Annotated in this window: 20 protein-coding genes; 5 read left to right on the forward strand and 15 right to left on the reverse strand. The window is 37.9% G+C overall.

The genetic code is table 11. The features are described 5' to 3' along the window. Positions 1–106 precede the first annotated feature (106 nt). The 4 genes from U859_RS0126075 to U859_RS0126095 form a co-directional block, all read right to left on the reverse strand. Positions 107–298, reverse strand: coding sequence for a hypothetical protein (locus U859_RS0126075; protein WP_025146183.1), 192 nt, complete (start codon positions 296–298; stop codon positions 107–109). A 565-nt stretch (positions 299–863) separates the two neighbouring features. Continuing rightward, the gene (locus tag U859_RS0126085; RefSeq protein ID WP_025146184.1) at positions 864–1,199 is read right to left on the reverse strand and encodes a hypothetical protein; all 336 of its coding nucleotides are present in this window, start codon (positions 1,197–1,199) and stop codon (positions 864–866) included. Then, positions 1,192–1,506, reverse strand: a complete 315-nt coding sequence (locus U859_RS0126090) for a hypothetical protein (protein WP_025146185.1) — start codon at positions 1,504–1,506, stop codon at positions 1,192–1,194. The genes U859_RS0126085 and U859_RS0126090 overlap by 8 nt, the downstream gene beginning before the upstream one ends. A gap of 118 nt (positions 1,507–1,624) precedes the next feature. Continuing rightward, positions 1,625–2,146, reverse strand: a complete 522-nt coding sequence (locus U859_RS0126095; RefSeq protein WP_162800058.1) for a hypothetical protein — start codon at positions 2,144–2,146, stop codon at positions 1,625–1,627. Between the two features lie 281 nt (positions 2,147–2,427). On the opposite strand from U859_RS0126095, the gene U859_RS0126100 reads away from it, so the two are divergent. Beyond that, on the forward strand, positions 2,428–3,129 hold the full coding sequence (locus U859_RS0126100) for an endonuclease V (protein WP_025146187.1): 702 nt from the start codon (positions 2,428–2,430) through the stop codon (positions 3,127–3,129). 63 nt (positions 3,130–3,192) lie between these two features. Further along, positions 3,193–3,348 (forward strand): PLDc N-terminal domain-containing protein, encoded by a 156-nt coding sequence (locus U859_RS32745; RefSeq protein WP_410477235.1) that lies wholly within the window; start codon positions 3,193–3,195, stop codon positions 3,346–3,348. A gap of 7 nt (positions 3,349–3,355) precedes the next feature. Here the strand turns inward: U859_RS32745 and U859_RS0126110 are convergent, their stop codons facing one another. The 4 genes from U859_RS0126110 to U859_RS0126130 form a co-directional block, all read right to left on the reverse strand. After that, positions 3,356–3,700, reverse strand: a complete 345-nt coding sequence (locus U859_RS0126110; RefSeq protein ID WP_025146189.1) for a hypothetical protein — start codon at positions 3,698–3,700, stop codon at positions 3,356–3,358. Then, a complete protein-coding gene (gene hemF, locus U859_RS0126115) occupies positions 3,701–4,594 on the reverse strand; it encodes an oxygen-dependent coproporphyrinogen oxidase (protein ID WP_084153159.1) in 894 nt (297 codons plus the stop codon). It abuts the gene before it with no gap. A gap of 134 nt (positions 4,595–4,728) precedes the next feature. After that, positions 4,729–5,961: an MFS transporter gene (locus U859_RS0126120; RefSeq protein ID WP_025146191.1), complete on the reverse strand. Its 1,233-nt coding sequence runs from the start codon at positions 5,959–5,961 to the stop codon at positions 4,729–4,731. Positions 5,962–6,397: 436 nt separating this feature from the next. Further along, the gene (locus U859_RS0126130; protein WP_025146193.1) at positions 6,398–6,706 is read right to left on the reverse strand and encodes a hypothetical protein; all 309 of its coding nucleotides are present in this window, start codon (positions 6,704–6,706) and stop codon (positions 6,398–6,400) included. A 79-nt stretch (positions 6,707–6,785) separates the two neighbouring features. Here U859_RS0126130 and U859_RS0126135 point away from each other — a divergent pair, with 79 nt between their 5' ends. The 3 genes from U859_RS0126135 to U859_RS0126145 all read left to right on the forward strand — a co-directional run bounded on the left by U859_RS0126135 (position 6,786) and on the right by U859_RS0126145 (position 9,542). After that, positions 6,786–7,271: a PaaI family thioesterase gene (locus U859_RS0126135; protein WP_025146194.1), complete on the forward strand. Its 486-nt coding sequence runs from the start codon at positions 6,786–6,788 to the stop codon at positions 7,269–7,271. Between the two features lie 10 nt (positions 7,272–7,281). Continuing rightward, complete coding sequence (locus U859_RS0126140) at positions 7,282–7,911, forward strand: helix-turn-helix domain-containing protein (RefSeq protein WP_025146195.1); 630 nt, start codon at positions 7,282–7,284, stop codon at positions 7,909–7,911. Between the two features lie 272 nt (positions 7,912–8,183). Beyond that, positions 8,184–9,542, forward strand: coding sequence for an MATE family efflux transporter (locus U859_RS0126145; protein ID WP_025146196.1), 1,359 nt, complete (start codon positions 8,184–8,186; stop codon positions 9,540–9,542). A 142-nt stretch (positions 9,543–9,684) separates the two neighbouring features. Here the strand turns inward: U859_RS0126145 and U859_RS0126150 are convergent, their stop codons facing one another. The 7 genes from U859_RS0126150 to U859_RS0126180 all read right to left on the reverse strand — a co-directional run bounded on the left by U859_RS0126150 (position 9,685) and on the right by U859_RS0126180 (position 15,465). Continuing rightward, positions 9,685–10,419, reverse strand: a complete 735-nt coding sequence (locus tag U859_RS0126150) for a hypothetical protein (protein ID WP_025146197.1) — start codon at positions 10,417–10,419, stop codon at positions 9,685–9,687. 38 nt (positions 10,420–10,457) lie between these two features. Then, positions 10,458–11,141, reverse strand: a complete 684-nt coding sequence (locus U859_RS0126155; RefSeq protein WP_025146198.1) for a pseudouridine synthase — start codon at positions 11,139–11,141, stop codon at positions 10,458–10,460. A 42-nt stretch (positions 11,142–11,183) separates the two neighbouring features. Continuing rightward, complete coding sequence (locus U859_RS0126160; protein WP_025146199.1) at positions 11,184–12,086, reverse strand: histone deacetylase; 903 nt, start codon at positions 12,084–12,086, stop codon at positions 11,184–11,186. Further along, positions 12,086–12,946, reverse strand: coding sequence for a bestrophin family protein (locus U859_RS0126165; RefSeq protein ID WP_025146200.1), 861 nt, complete (start codon positions 12,944–12,946; stop codon positions 12,086–12,088). The genes U859_RS0126160 and U859_RS0126165 overlap by 1 nt, the downstream gene beginning before the upstream one ends. A 19-nt stretch (positions 12,947–12,965) precedes the next feature. Further along, complete coding sequence (gene kynU / locus U859_RS0126170) at positions 12,966–14,252, reverse strand: kynureninase (protein WP_025146201.1); 1,287 nt, start codon at positions 14,250–14,252, stop codon at positions 12,966–12,968. 65 nt (positions 14,253–14,317) lie between these two features. After that, on the reverse strand, positions 14,318–14,806 hold the full coding sequence (locus tag U859_RS0126175; RefSeq protein WP_025146202.1) for a pyridoxamine 5'-phosphate oxidase family protein: 489 nt from the start codon (positions 14,804–14,806) through the stop codon (positions 14,318–14,320). A gap of 53 nt (positions 14,807–14,859) precedes the next feature. Then, on the reverse strand, positions 14,860–15,465 hold the full coding sequence (locus U859_RS0126180) for a DNA-3-methyladenine glycosylase (protein WP_025146203.1): 606 nt from the start codon (positions 15,463–15,465) through the stop codon (positions 14,860–14,862). Positions 15,466–15,473 lie beyond the last annotated feature (8 nt).

Below are 15,473 nucleotides of genomic sequence, written 5' to 3' on the forward strand. Positions count from 1 at the left end.
TTTATTTTGCAATCGGCAAAAAACCGCCTGAACCAATGCAAGAGGGGTTAAAAAGGGTAGAGTTTGAATTGTTGCATACTTGATAAATCCATTACTTTCTATAGTATTATAGCAAGTTTTGAGAACGGACTAAATCGTCTATGTTAGTAGACCTTGCTTCAAGTTTTTTTAATTCAATAGACTTTTTTTTGTCGGCAACAGAAATATTAACCTGATGGTTATATTTTCCACCATAAACAAAAGAACGCATAAGATTGCCGAAGACAGTACCGCCCGGCTTTTTCGTAAATAGTGACATAGCAAGAAAATGTTTGTTTGGTTATTTGATGAATGGTTTAAAAGAGATGTATAGCAGGTTTAGGACTTTAGTCTGTAGCCCGACTTGTGACTGTAAGAGCCAATTTGATCGTAAGGGGATATTCGGGCATAGTAATTAAACCACCTCCAACCGCTATAGGTGCGGTCGAGGTAGTTAATCATTGAATTAAAGTTAGTTACACCACGCCATTTTATAAAATGAGTATCGTTAACCTTAACAATCACATTGAACGAAGGCTTTTTAGTAACAACTGATGTTTGTTTATTCTGCTTTGACACTATGGTAAAAATGAGGCCACAAAAAGCGCAGAGAATAGCACACAGACAATAACAAAAATCAGCAATGCTAAAGCAGGATAAACTATAAACGCCATTAATAAGCGTTTAGGTAAGCTTAAAAGATACGTTTTCATGCTTCGCTTTGCTGATAGTTTCAAATACATTATCATTAGCCCAAATGGCATAGGTTTGACTACAAAAACCAATTTGAGCGAACATTAAGCCCAAAGTGTTATCCGGCTTTAGAGTACGTTTATATTTCTTTTTTAGAAGCATGTTTGTTGAGTGTTTGAGGGTTTAGAAATAGGCTTTTGATAGGGGGTGTTGTTGCCCCCATAAACCGGAATAGTTTTGATTGTAAACAAACCGAGTTCATTGATTTTAAAATGCAATAGACGATTGCAATTTGTGTGAACGGTGTAGTTGAGGAATGGAGCGGTAAACTCCAACTGCACGACAGTTTTAATTGGGTAGGTTCTAAAAATTGTTCGTACGGCAGCATCTTGCAAAGCAGACCGACCATCAATCATAGATACACCATAAAAGGCGTTCCGCTTGGCTTCACAAGCCGCATTAAACGCAGTTGTGATAATTTTAGCCATTGGAAGCGAGTTTTTTTAAAATCCTTACATAATTAGCTTCACTAAGAATATGGTATTTGTGAAGCTTAAATAAGAACACTTCAAAGGAATAATTTACTTCAATATCGAGTGATATATGAACCTTATCCCAATCATGTTGCCTTTTTAGTACACAGGCGTATGTTTTATCAGGGATGATAGTAACACCATTAAGAAAACCACTTGTAACAATAATGTGTTTACTGTTAATGGTGATAAATTCAATTTCGAGACGTCGAAACGCTCGGGTGAGGATGTTAAAGAATGCCTCTTTCTTTGTTTTTTTCATTTTAATCTCTAGGTTTAAAAAACCTCAAGACTAAAACCTAGCCAATCAACTTAACATAATATTAATTATAAGACAAACGAATAAGTACAAGCTTAGAACAAAAAAGTCAGATGGATTATTATTTCAAACTATCTCTGGGAATTGTTTCAATATTGAAATCCCTGTAGTAAGTTGGATTTGTAACCCTCATGTTTTCTAATTGAATATAATAAGGCCTTGACGGTATAAATTTTACAGTCCCGAAACTGCTGTCTATTTCTTTCCATTTACCATCTTTTTTAACATAACTAAAACGAAACAACATACCTGACTTATAATAAGATACACCAACCCTTGCGGTATCATTTTTTATGTTTAAGGCAATCGAATAAAATTTGGTATTTCTGTCTTTCAACAGTTTTTTTGCAGATAAAAACTGAGTACAAAACATTTTGTAGTCTATCTGTTTTCCATTAATCTCATTATATATAGTCCTATTTAAGCTTAACGAGAATAAACTAATTTTCTTCGATGAAAGTGCTCTAGAGATAATTTCCTCTTCATCACTTTTGGGGTTAAATACTATCGCCGTGGGAAAAAAGCACAGCATCAATATTGATAGTACAAGCAACACTAAAAGTATTTTTAATGTTTTTTTCATTTCTCAATAAGGCAGATCTTTATTACAGGCTGCGATAATGAACAGCATGCTTAGACAAGTTGCCCCTATAATCTTTAAAGGAGCATAAAATGCATTAATTTTTTTAATCATCATTTTAGAATTAGGTTGAAATTATTCTTATTTTAGGGATGATGATTACACGAATGTATTTCTATAAATTGGTAAAACAAAATTTATTTTTATCAAAGCGTATATTTATGAATACATAACACTAAAAATATCTGTGTATATCTGACCTCAAATAATCTTGTCATAAAGTCATGTACGACCATTATAGTTTCGAAGATGCCGCTGCTTATCAGATTGAACTTGCCAGGCAATTAAAGTTTCAGCCGCTGGATAAAATTGAAACAATTGCAGGCGCTGATATCTCTTTTAACAAAAACAGTTCAACCATGTATGCTGGAATTGTAATACTCACATATCCAGGCATGGTTTTGAAATCATTTGCATTAGAAACTTACGAAACCAATTTTCCATATAAAGCCGGATTTTTGGGCTTTAAAGAAGTTCCCGCATTATTAAAAGTGTGGGAACTCATCAACAATAAACCAGATGTTGTGGTGCTTGATGGGAATGGAATTTTGCATCCCCGGCGCTTGGGCGTTGCTTCTCATTTTGGGATTCTGGCCAATCAAGCTACCATTGGCTGCGCTAAAAGTCTTTTACACGGCAAAAACCATATTCCTGAAAACATAAAACTGAAAACCACAGAAATTAAAAATAACGCAAATGAATTGCTCGGTTTTGCATTTAGAACAAAAATTAATTGTGCACCGGTATATGTATCAGCAGGCCATTTAATTACTGCAGAACAAAGCCTTGATATTATTAAAAACTGTGTTGGAAATTATCGCATTCCTGAACCTACACGCATGGCTCACAATATTGTGAATGATTTTAGGATTGGCAAATTAAAAGCTGGTTTTCATGAGGTATCAACACCATTAACTTTGTTTTAGAGCTTGCTATATTTACATATGAACGCTTATTTAGTAATCCTCGCCATTATCGTAATGTTTATCATGTTGGTAAACATTTATGTTATTTTAGAGATCTCTAAATTTCCATATAGCAAAAGAAGGCAAAAATGGATGTGGACCAATTTGGTGTTGTTTTTGCCGCTTTTTGGTTCTTTGATTTACTTTTTGATTGGAAAAAAAATGCTGAGAGAAAATTAAACCCGACTTAATTTAAACTGCAATGCGCCAAATTACCGTCCCAATTTTCTTTTTCGTTTGTTAAAATTTCTAAAAAATCTATTTTACCGTTTGTAATGTCCAGGCAATAAGTTAATTCCTTTTTGAGGCTCGGATTAGTTAGCTTAGGTTCAGCACTGAGTAAACCATTGGCAAATTCTTCCTCTTCAAAGTCTTTTAAGTACACAAAATTTATATACAAACCTGTACCTGTTAACCTGGTAGTTTCAATCCTTATGAAGTCTAAATGCGTTAGCAAATAATTAAATTTATCTGAATTATCATTTATTATTGTTTTAAGCAGCAATAGCTCAAATTCGCTTAATTCAGTCATTTAAACCCAGTTAATTCCTTTTTTTAATAGTTGCACTGTTTTATATTCCTCCGAATCAACTTCCGGCTGAACATTATAACCCCAGTTGGCCTGTGGCGGCAAACTCATTAGAATAGATTCAATCCTTCCATTGGTCTCCAAACCGAATTTGGTTCCCGAATCGTAAACCAGGTTAAACTCTACATAACGGCTACGGCGTTGGTATTGCCATTCTTTATGCGCTTCAGTAAATTCTTTATCGCGGTTTCGATCAATCAGTTCGGTATAAACAGGTAAAAATGTTTCGCCAACATTCGCAGAGAAATCTAAAATCTGCTCCCAGGATAAATTGGTATTTTCAGGCTTTAATCTGTCGTAAAAAATACCACCAATGCCACGGGTTTCTTCACGGTGTTTGATGAAGAAATAATCATCGGCATGTGTTTTAAATTTTGGATAAAAATCAGCGCTGAAATCGTCGCAAGCCTGTTTTAATTTGTGGTGAAAAAAACGGGCATCGTTTTCGAACACGTAATGCGGGGTTAAATCGATGCCACCGCCAAACCATCGGGTTTCTTCGTTTAATTCGAAATAACGGATATTCATGTGGATAATCGGAACCAATGGATGGTTTGGATGGATCACAATGGAAACACCCGTTGCAAAAAAATCATCTTCAGTAACATTAAAAGCTTTTTTTACGGCTTCAGGCAATTTGCCATGTACTGCAGAAAAATTAACACCACCTTTTTCGATAATGGCGCCATTTTGCATGATCCGCGTGCGGCCGCCTCCCCCACCGTTTCTTTCCCATAGTTCCTCTTCAAATTTTCCTTTGCCATCGGCAATCTCCAATCCACGGCAAATTTCATCCTGAATTTGCTTATATCGCTCTGCTACTTCTTCTTTAAACATGATGGCTCTTTCTAATTCATACAAATTTACGCCTATTGAAGCAGCTATATTGATTTATGTTTAGATAGTACATTTTATTGACATTATTTTTTAGTCCGGAGTCAAAAGTCGTGAGTTTAGCGTTCGAAAAACTTCTAATTCTCTAAATAATCAAGGTCTTTATTGAAACTTTCCTTTAAATAAGATACCGAAATCATGGCAATTACCGTTACAATCCCCATTACAATAAATCCGGCTGAAACAATGTTATAACGGTGAACAAAAAATTCGAAAACAAATGTGATTGGAATTAAAGCACCGCGTACAAAGTTTGGTGCTGTGGTTGTTACGGTTGAACGGATATTTGTACCAAACTGTTCGGCTGCGATGGTTACAAATGTTGCCCAATAGCCAACCGCAAAGCCCATAAATAAACAAATCAGAATAAAACTGCTTTCGGTTAAACCTGTACTGGTTAAATAAACAATTACAGTAATTACAGAGAGACTTTGAAAAATGAGTACCGTTTTCTTACGTGATTTTAAAACCTGTGCCAGAAAACCACACACTACATCGCCGATGGCAATGCCAAAATAAGTGTACATAATTCCCGTACCGGCATTTAATAAATCTTTTGCACCCAATGCCTTTCCTATTTCTGGCGATTGGGTTACCAAAATACCCACAATAAACCAAAGAGGGAGACCCAAACATATACAGGCAAGGTATTTTAAAAACCGTTTTCTATTGGAAAAAAGCATAAAGAAATTGCCTTTGGATACTTCTTTACTCTGCTCAGCATGTTTGAACATCCCCGATTCGAAAGTACCAACGCGTAAAAGCAATAGCAATATTCCCATTCCTCCACCTACAAAATAAGATGTTTGCCAGGTAAAATGTTTTCCTATCGTTGCCGCTGCCGCTGCACCTAACAATCCAATTCCAGCAACAACCATGGTTCCATAGCCACGTTTTTCTTTATCCATGGTTTCAGTAACCAATGTAATTCCGGCACCAAGTTCACCTGCCAGACCAATACCTGCTACAAATCTGATAATTGCATAAGTATGCACATCTGTAGCAAAACCATTGGCTATATTCGCCAACGAATACATCAATATTGACCCGAATAATACCTTAATACGGCCAAATTTATCGCCGATAATGCCCCAGAGTAAACCTCCAAGTAATAAACCGAACATCTGCATATTAATCACATACTCCCCTTCGGTTCGCATGTGCTCGGCAGAAACACCGATATCAGTAAAGCTTTTAAGACGGACTACAGAGAATAAAACAAGATCGTAAATATCAACGAAATAGCCTAGAGCGGCTACGATGACTAAGAAAATTACATTACGGTTGTTGGTTTTTGCTTGATGATCCATTTAATTATTTGGTTTAAATGCTGAAAGTACGCAATAACACAAATATTTAAAATAGATTTTAAAAATAAAAAGCCACCCTGTTTAGAGTGGCTTTTAGGATCCTACATAGGAGGATTCTTTTTTGTTGTGTCAGGTGGCATTTTCGTTGTCGTGTCTGGCATCTTTTTAGACGTTGTATCCATCGGTGCCGTAGTTGTTGAATCCGCCTTAGTACTGTCTGAAGAACCAGCCATATTTTTTGACGAATTGCATGCTGATGTGGCTATCATAAGAGAGCCTGCAAAAGCAAGACTTAAGATTATTCTTTTCATAGTTTTTATTGTTATCTATCAACCTAACAACCTTATAATCATTTGGTTTTATTTTTTTTCTTCAAAAAAGTTTTTATTTCTTTGATTACCTTGATTATTAAGCTTTTGCGAGGATTAACAATAGACTATTCGTGATGGATTTTTAACTTATTCAATAATTCCGGAGATACATTTTCGGCGTATACCCCATAACCATCAACTAAAACACCTTTCAGATTGCCAACATTTGATGAAATGGCATAAACTACCGAACTATCCGCAGGATCGGTCATGCCTTCAAAACGGTAAACCTCCTCAATTTCAAATTCCTCGGGCATCAGGAACAGATCAATTGATTTGCACTCCAAACCATCAGGTGTCAAATTGAAATCCAAATTGTAACCGCGACTATCTAAATCTGTTAAAGCGCCGCTAATCGTATCGTAAACATGCATAACCTAAATTACGGAAATATTACTAAAACAACATGGCCAAAACTTTAAAAGGTGATAAAACTTTCTGATATTAGTAAATATGATTATTTCTCAAAACACCCTGAAATGGGTAATGCGCTTTTACCCGCCTTTGTTTTTCCAGCGCATTTGGGTTCAGAAATTTGAAAATGAATTTAGAAGCTGTACGGTTAAGCTCAGCAAGAGTTTACTAAATAAAAATTATAATGGTTCTATTTTCGGTGGGACTATTTATGCTGCTACCGATCCTTTTTATGCTTTATTATTCGATCAGTTAATGCAACGGCGCGGTTTTAAAGTTCGTGTATGGTTAAAAAGTGCCTCTATACAATATTTAAAACCCGGACGTTCTACCTTATATTTTACCATCACGGTAACCGAGGAAATGCTTAACGAGGCCGAACATGCACTAAAAACCGTTGGGAAGTTTGTAAAAGCCTACCCTATGGAAATTACCAACAAGGATGGTGAGTTGTGCGCTACCGTAATGAATGAAGTATATATCCGAAACCTGCACCAGGGCGAAACGCCCAGGGTTGCCTACTAATTTTTAGATTATGCCGAGTATTAAGAATTTAATTTTGCAGGGCGAGGGTGTGATGCTCGATTTTAAAAAAACCATTACCAGTACCGAAAAAATTGCTAAGAGCCTGGTGGCTTTTGCCAATAATAAAGGCGGTAAGTTGTTAATAGGCGTAGCCGATGATGGTTCGATAAAAGGTGTAAAATCGGAGGAAGAAGAAAAATACATGATTTTAACCGCTGCGCATCAATGCTGTAAACCGGCAATTGAACCTTATTTTGAGGAAATTTATGTAGATGAAAAACTGGTTTTGGTGGTAAACATCCCTGAAAGTGACACCAAACCACATTATGCGTTAGATGACCAGAAAAAATGGTGGGCCTACATCCGTATTGATGATAAAAGTGTATTGGCTAGCCGCATCATCGTCGAAGTATTAAAACAGGAATATAAAAACGATGGCGTGCTCATCTCCTATTCTGATAACGAAAAAAAATTGCTCGAATACCTGGAACAAAACGAAAAAATAACCCTGAAAGAATTCAGCAAGCTGTTGCGAAGTTCTTACCGAAAAGCCCAAAAGGTTTTGGTCAATTTAATTTTAACCAACGTAATCAAATCGCACACCACTGAAAAAGAAGAGTATTTTACAGCGGTGAGATAGTTAAAATATGACTATAACAGGATTTAATTAGGATGGTCGTCATTCCCGCGCAGGCGGGAATCTTAATCTTTAGGCTTATTGCATTAAAATTCCCAATCGACCCGATAGCTATCGGATGAAGCGCAATCCGGAAAGTTCGAGAGAAAGATTTAATTCTGTAGATTTCTCGGCTCCGTTGCACTACGCTCGAAATGACGATAACTTGGGGAATTGTAGATTAACTTTTCTACATTCCTATTTTTTGAGGTTTAAAAACCCGACCTTTGCAAACTATGTTTTCTAAAATTTACACCAGGTATAAACCATATTACAAAGAAAATCTTCATTTGGCGCTGCCGATTGTAGGTTCGCAGGTAGGTCATACACTGGTGCACATGGCCGATAGTATTATTGTTGGTCATTTTACCGATACCATTCAATTAGCAGCAGTTTCGCTGGTTAACAGCATATTTATGCTCATTTTAGTGATTGGTTTGGGCATTTCCTATGGCTTAACACCTTTGATTGCCCAGGAAAATGGCCGTCAGAATTACGATGAATGCGGAAAACTCTTATCAAACAGTTTAATCATTAACATCTGTGTTGGATTATTCTTATACATATTGGTGCAATTGGGGATATTCTTTGTAATCGATCACCTGGAACAAACACCGGAAGTGGTGTGTTACGCAAAACCTTACCTCAACCTTTTATCTGTCTCCATTATTCCTTTATTGGTTTTCCAGACTTTCAAACAATTTGCAGAAGGCCTTGGCTTTACCAAACAGGCCATGTTCGTTTCTATCTGGGGAAATGCTCTCAATATTATTTTGGGGATCATTTTCGTTAAAGGCATGTTTGGCATTAAATCAATGGGTGTGAGTGGTGTAGGCTTAAGCACCCTGATCGACAGGATTCTGATGGCGACGGTAATGTCATTTTATGTGTTGCGCTCAAAACATTTTAAAAAATACCTGATTAGTTTTAAAGCTACATTTTTCGATAAATTAAGGGCCATTAAAATTGCAAAAATCGGAATGCCCGTTGCCATGCAATATTCTTTCGAAATCAGTGCTTTTAGTGGCGCTGCTGTACTGATTGGTACCATTGGCGCAGTAGAACAGGCAGCACATCAGATTGCAATCAGTCTGGCTGCCATGACCTACATGATTGCCAGTGGTGTGGCTTCTGCAGCGACAATTAAAACCGGGAACAACTTTGGTAAGAATAATTTCGACGATTTACGTAAATCAGCAATTGCGAGTTATCATGTAATTTTGCTGTTTATGTCGTGTACCGCAGTCATTTTTGTAATCGCTAACAACATCATGCCCTTTATTTATACCGAAGATGCAGCCGTAATTCCCATAGCAGCGCAGCTATTAATTATCGCAGGCTTTTTTCAACTGTTTGATGGTACACAGGTGGTGGGTTTAGGTGTGCTGCGTGGCATAGGCGATGTAAATATTCCAACTTTTATCACATTTCTGGCCTATTGGGTTGTTGGAATCCCTGTGGGATATTTATTGGGATTTCAGTTTGGTTTGGGCGTTAACGGAATCTGGTATGGCTTAACATTAGGCTTATTGACTGCCTCTATCCTTTTATTTATGCGTTTTCAGAATAAAACGAAGAGTTTGAAGGCTGGTTAATTGTCATTCTGAGCGCAGCGAAGAATCCCTAACCTACATAACACCCGATGAACGATAACCGCAGGTTTAATAGTAGCGTTAAATTAATGCATATTGCTTAATCAAGACAGATTCTTCACTGCGTTCAGAATGACAGCACCTGTTATTTCCCGCCAACATTCACCACAACACCAATAGTGAAGATAGAATTGCCCGCAGACATGTATTTACGCTTCTTTAAGCCAATATTACTACTGGTGGTGTATTGTAGCTGAAAAGTCTTACTAAGCGCCATACGTGTAAAAAACACAGGCTCAAAGAAAATATTATCTTCTTTTGGTTGCACCACGCCATTTAAAAAGAACCGATCCATTTTAATATGACTAATCCTTAATGCCGTACCGTAATTGATCGGAAAGTCAGTTCCGAATAAACGCAGGTTATTTTTCTTTTTAGAGCTGTAGTTTACCTGTAAAAATGTTTTTCGGTAATCTACATCCTGAACCTCATTGCTAATGAGCACGTCATCTTTAAAGTCACGGAAAGTGATATCGCTCCAGCCCTTGCCTACTCCCGCATAAACTTCTATGATCCGGTTATTATCCGGTCCGAAGGTATCAAAGTAACCGCCGCCGATCTCAATTAATTTGTGACCAAAATCTTTGGTTCTCCTTTCACTGTTCATTCTTGATCCACTAAACAGCAATCCAATGTGATCTGAAACGGCATATGCGCCGTTCACGCTGGCGTTGCCTTTTAAAGAAATGTGCGCACCTCCACTAAATTCGCCTTGTTTGCTTAACATGGGCGTATTTGGAACATTTGGCATATAAACAGAAGAACAACTGGCTGCAAAAAGCGCTAAAACTGGGAGTGTAAATCGTAAGTATTTAATCATAGATGCTATATAAACAGATTTTGATGACAAAAATTGTGTTAGTGTTCCATTTTCATGAAATCCATTACCCTTTTAAATTCGTCGTGTAAACCGGCTCTTAAATGTATTTTTTCTTTAGTAACGGGGTGAATAAACTCCAGCTCAGAGGCGTGCAACAACATGGTCGTCATGTCCCATTGCTCTTTGAAAAATTTATTCTGTTTGTTGCAACCGTGAGTGCGATCTCCAATAATCGGATGAAGAATATGACTGAAATGCCTTCGTAGCTGATGCATTCTTCCGGTTTTAGGTGTAGCTTCTATCAATGAATACCTGGAAGTTGGGTGTTTACCAAAAGCCACTTCAACTTCTGCCCGTTGGAGCGTTTTGAATGATGTAAAAGCATCCTGCATCGTTCCGTTCTCTTTGGCTAAAGGATAATCGATATCCATTGCATCAGGTGTAAAACCCCGTAATATGGCTAAATATTTTTTATCGGTTTCTGCATTCATAAATTGCTGATGCATAGCAACTTCAGAATGCTTATCAAAAGCAAACAATAAGATTCCGCTGGTTTTCCGGTCTAACCTATGCACCGGGCTAACATGTTTCCCCACCTGATCCCTAAGCAGCTGTAATGCAAATTCAGTCGCATCCCTTGCAATTGAAGATTGATGAACCAAAAGGCCATGCGGCTTGTTAATTGCAATTAAATGCTCGTCCTGATAAATAATTTCCAACATATTGCCGCGAAGATAAGGATATTATGTTTTTAGCGTAATGGCTTATGCAAATAAATCAAAAGCCAGGCGATAGGTATTGCAATGTGCATCAACAATATCTTTAATATCAGTTGAGTAACCCCCACCCATACTTACCTGTAGCGGCAGGTTTTTATCTTTACAAGCTTGAAGTACGACCCTGTCACGTTCCCTGCAAGCGGCTTTGCTTAACGATAGCTTACCCAGCTTATCAGTAGAAAGCACATCTACACCTGAAAGATAAAATACAAAATCAGGTTTTGATCTCTCGAATGCTTTTTTAAGATTGATGTTCAGAATCGATAAATACTCCTCGTCTTGCAGCCCGTCATCCAATGGCACATCCAAACTTGAGATTTCTTTTCTGAAAGGAAAATTTTTATCGCCATGCATCGAAAAAGTAAATACACACGGCTCATGTTGAAAGATTTCTGCTGTACCATTGCCCTGGTGTACATCTAAATCAATAATTAAGATACGCTTAGCTAAACTATTATTTAATAAATAGTTAGCAGCAATAGCCTGATCATTTAACAGACAAAATCCCTCACCCCAATTGCTACCTGCATGATGTGTTCCGCCGGCTACGTTAAACGCAATCCCATTCTCCATGGCGAAATGAGCGCCATCAATTGTACCTTGTGCGATCCTCAGCTCACGTTCTACAAGTTGAGCATCTAATGGAAAACCGATACGCCTTTGGTCTTTAGCCGAAAGTGTCAGATCCCTCAACTGTTCCCAATAAGCTTTTTGGTGTGTCAGCAGCACAATTTCTTCCCTTACCGGTTCGGAACTGAACAAATATTGCTGTTCTATAGTACCTTCATGCAAAAGCTGTTCGGGTATCAGCTCATATTTTAACATAGGAAACCGATGCCCCTCAGGTAAAGGATGTGCGTATATCGGATGCCAGGCAATTTTGATCATTAGCCTAAAATCTCTCCAACATGTTTTTCGATATTGTTACAGATCTGGTCTACCGGAAGATCATTTGCATCATAGCCAAACGGGTTCTCTATTTCTTCAGCTATCAGCTCCAAACTCGCTAATACATAGAGGATAAAAGGAACGATTGGCACTACAAAATAACCTAAACTAAATACCCAGCCAAAAGGCAAAGTGATCACATAAACAAAAATAAACTTTTTAATAAATGCGCTGTAAGAAAACGGAATCGGTGTGTTTTTGATCCTTTCGCAGGCACCACAGATATCGGTAAACTGATTAAAGTCGCCCGAAAGAACAATAAACTGCTCCTGCGAAATAGAACCCTTCTCCAGCAAGCCGTAAAACCGGTTGATTAAACTGCCTGCTATCTGGTTAGGAACGTGTTTACCTTCTTCAACTTCTATCAGCAGGCTGTTCTTGCCAAAATACATCTTTTCCCGTAAATGTTCTTTTAACGCAAAAGCATATTTCGGGATGCCATATTCAAAAAAGCGGACGTCATCTTCTTCCAGCTTAAGTGCTTTAATTTTTATGGCCAGGTTACGGCTTACATTGGTTAGCGATCCCAGCAATTTCCTGCCTTCCCACCACCTGTCATAAGCCGTATTGGTTCTGAAAACCAACAACAAAGACAAAACGAAGCCCAATAAGCTGTGCATCATGCCAATATTGGTTACATTACTGGTTTTAGAAAGCTGAAAGTAATTTAGTTCGGCATAGGCCACTAACCCCGAAAAGCCAGCCACTCCAAGCATCAAAGGCCAAAGTTTTCTAAAGGTATCGCTTTTATCAATATGAAAAATGAAGGTACTCCAGTCTTTAGGGTTGTAGTTGATCATTTTTTTATTTCTTCTTTACTTATAAAATATCTTTACTCACTTTTAATAATGCTTGTCCGGCCAGATAAACATCCTCATAAGAATTATAAAGAGGCACGGCACTTAAACGGATTACATCTGGTTCGCGCCAATCGCCGAGTACATGATTAGCCATTAATCCATCAAAAATCTGCTTACCATTGCGCTCGGCAATGATGGATAACTGAGCGCCTCTATCATCAGGATTTTTCGGCGTTATAATTTTGTATTGATCCAAACCTAAATCCTTATTTACTTCATTTATAATAAATTCAAGATACTTAGTTAAAGTAATACTTTTATTTCTGAGGGGTTCGATAAAACCAGCCTGTTCAAAAATTTGAAGAGATGCGTGATATAGTGCCATAGGCATTACCTGTGTACAGCTTACCTGCCAGCCATCTGCTCCAGCCTCGGGAACGAAACCCTTTTCCATTTTAAAACGTTTGCTTTCCTGATAACCCCACCATCCTGCAAAACGGTTTAAACCGGTATTATTAAAATGTTTTTCATGAACAAAAATTCCGCTTATACCGCCCGGACCTGAATTTTGGTATTTATAAGAGCACCAGCAGGCGAAATCAACACCCCAATCATGAAGTTTCACGGGGACATTCCCGGCAGCATGCGCCAGATCCCAGCCAACAATGGCTCCAATTTCATGACCGGCTTTGGTAATGGTTTCCATATCGTACCATTGTCCCGTATAATAATTAATCCCACCAAACAACACCAATGCAATTTGATCTGCATTTTCTTTGATCTGAGCAACGATATCCTCTGTGCAAAGCACTTCTTCGCCCTCACGAGGAAAAACCTCTATAATCGCTTCTTTTGGATCAAAACCACGAAACCTCACCTGACTCTCTATAGCGTATTGATCAGACGGGAACGCACCGCCTTCCATAATAATTTTAAAGCGTTTGCCTTTAGGCTGGTAAAAACTCACCATTAAAAGGTGAAGGTTTACAGTTAAGGTATTCATCGGACAAACTTCAGCTGGTGACGCGCCAACAATTGGCGCCATTAACTTTTTGAGTTCTTTATGATAGAACATCCAGGGTTCATTTCCATCAAACCAGCCTTCAACAGCATAGTTTGCCCAATTATCAAGCTGACGCTTTAAAACTTCACCTGCTGCTTTAGGTTGAAGCCCTAATGAATTACCACACAGATAGATAAAATCTTTCCCGTTATGGCTTGGAAATAAAAATTGAGACCTAAATTGATGGAGCTGATCAGCCTCATCTTGTGCTTTGGCAAATGAAAGGGAGTTTTCGAAATTCATTGCCCCAATATTACAAAAAAAGCAGGCATTGTTTCCAATCCTGCTTTCCAATTTATTGCATTTTGTTAAAATTTTATGGTGTCGTGCTTACCTAAATCAGGTGTATCACCAGTTACCACTGCTTTTAACATACTGAACAACACTACAATTTTTGAAGATGATGCATCCCAATATTCCGCTTCTTCTGGTGTAACTTTTATCAGAATTAATCTCGGATCTTCAATGCCATCCGGAAACCAGGCTTTAACAAAGGGCGAGAAATAAGCTTCTTTACGCACTTTGTCATCTACAAGCTCTGCTTTACCCTTAACGGTTAAATAAGTATTTTTAGAAGGATCGCTATAGGCCAGCAGCACATTATTTTCTTTTGAGATCTCTTTGGATTTAGGCGAATACTCATTGGTGTAAAACCACAAACTGCCATCGTCTTCTATTTTTGCAGTGCCCATTGGTCTGCTTCCAAATTCGTCTCCCGAAGAAAATGTAGTGAACATACAGGTTCTAACACTTTCTGCCATTTCTTTAAGGATTGCTATATTTTTCTCGTTTTTCATGATTTTTAGTATATGAAAGAAAAACAGGAAGCAACCTAAAAGGTTTGCATGAATTAAATCTTATTTGGTTTGCTTACATATTTATTACCTTTTACAAAGAAACGCCAGGGCAGCAAGGCATGTTCTTTCGCATAGGCAATACCCACACGGGGTGTTGCAGCAATATCTTCTTCTTTATATTGGATATGATGATCTTCAATCCAGATATCATCACCAGAAAGATTTTTTGCATTAAAGCTTTTATCGATCCCTAATGCTTTTGCCGCAGATCCCGGTCCAGCCGAAATAGCCCCCTTTGTATGAGGCATGTTTCTCCGTTCTTCAATAATTTCTATACCAATCAGTGGCTCTATCCCCCTGATCAAAACTGCATGAGGATCATTTTTAACCGAAGTAACCACATTAAAAAGATGATGCATGCCATAACAGAGGTAAACATACGCAATGCCACCAGTACCATACATGGTTTCGGTGCGGTTGGTGCGGCGACCGCCATAGGCATGAGATGCTTTATCTTTTATTCCGAAATAGGCTTCCGTTTCTACAATAATACCAGCAGTGATTTCATCGCCGATTTTAGTGTATAAAACCTTACCAAGCAAATCTTTGGCAAGACCTACTACATCTTCATTCAGGTAATATTCAGGGTTTAATTTCAATATTTGAT

It is taken from the genome of Pedobacter jeongneungensis, from assembly GCF_000633455.1.
Classification (GTDB): Bacteria; Bacteroidota; Bacteroidia; order Sphingobacteriales; family Sphingobacteriaceae; genus Pedobacter; species Pedobacter jeongneungensis_A.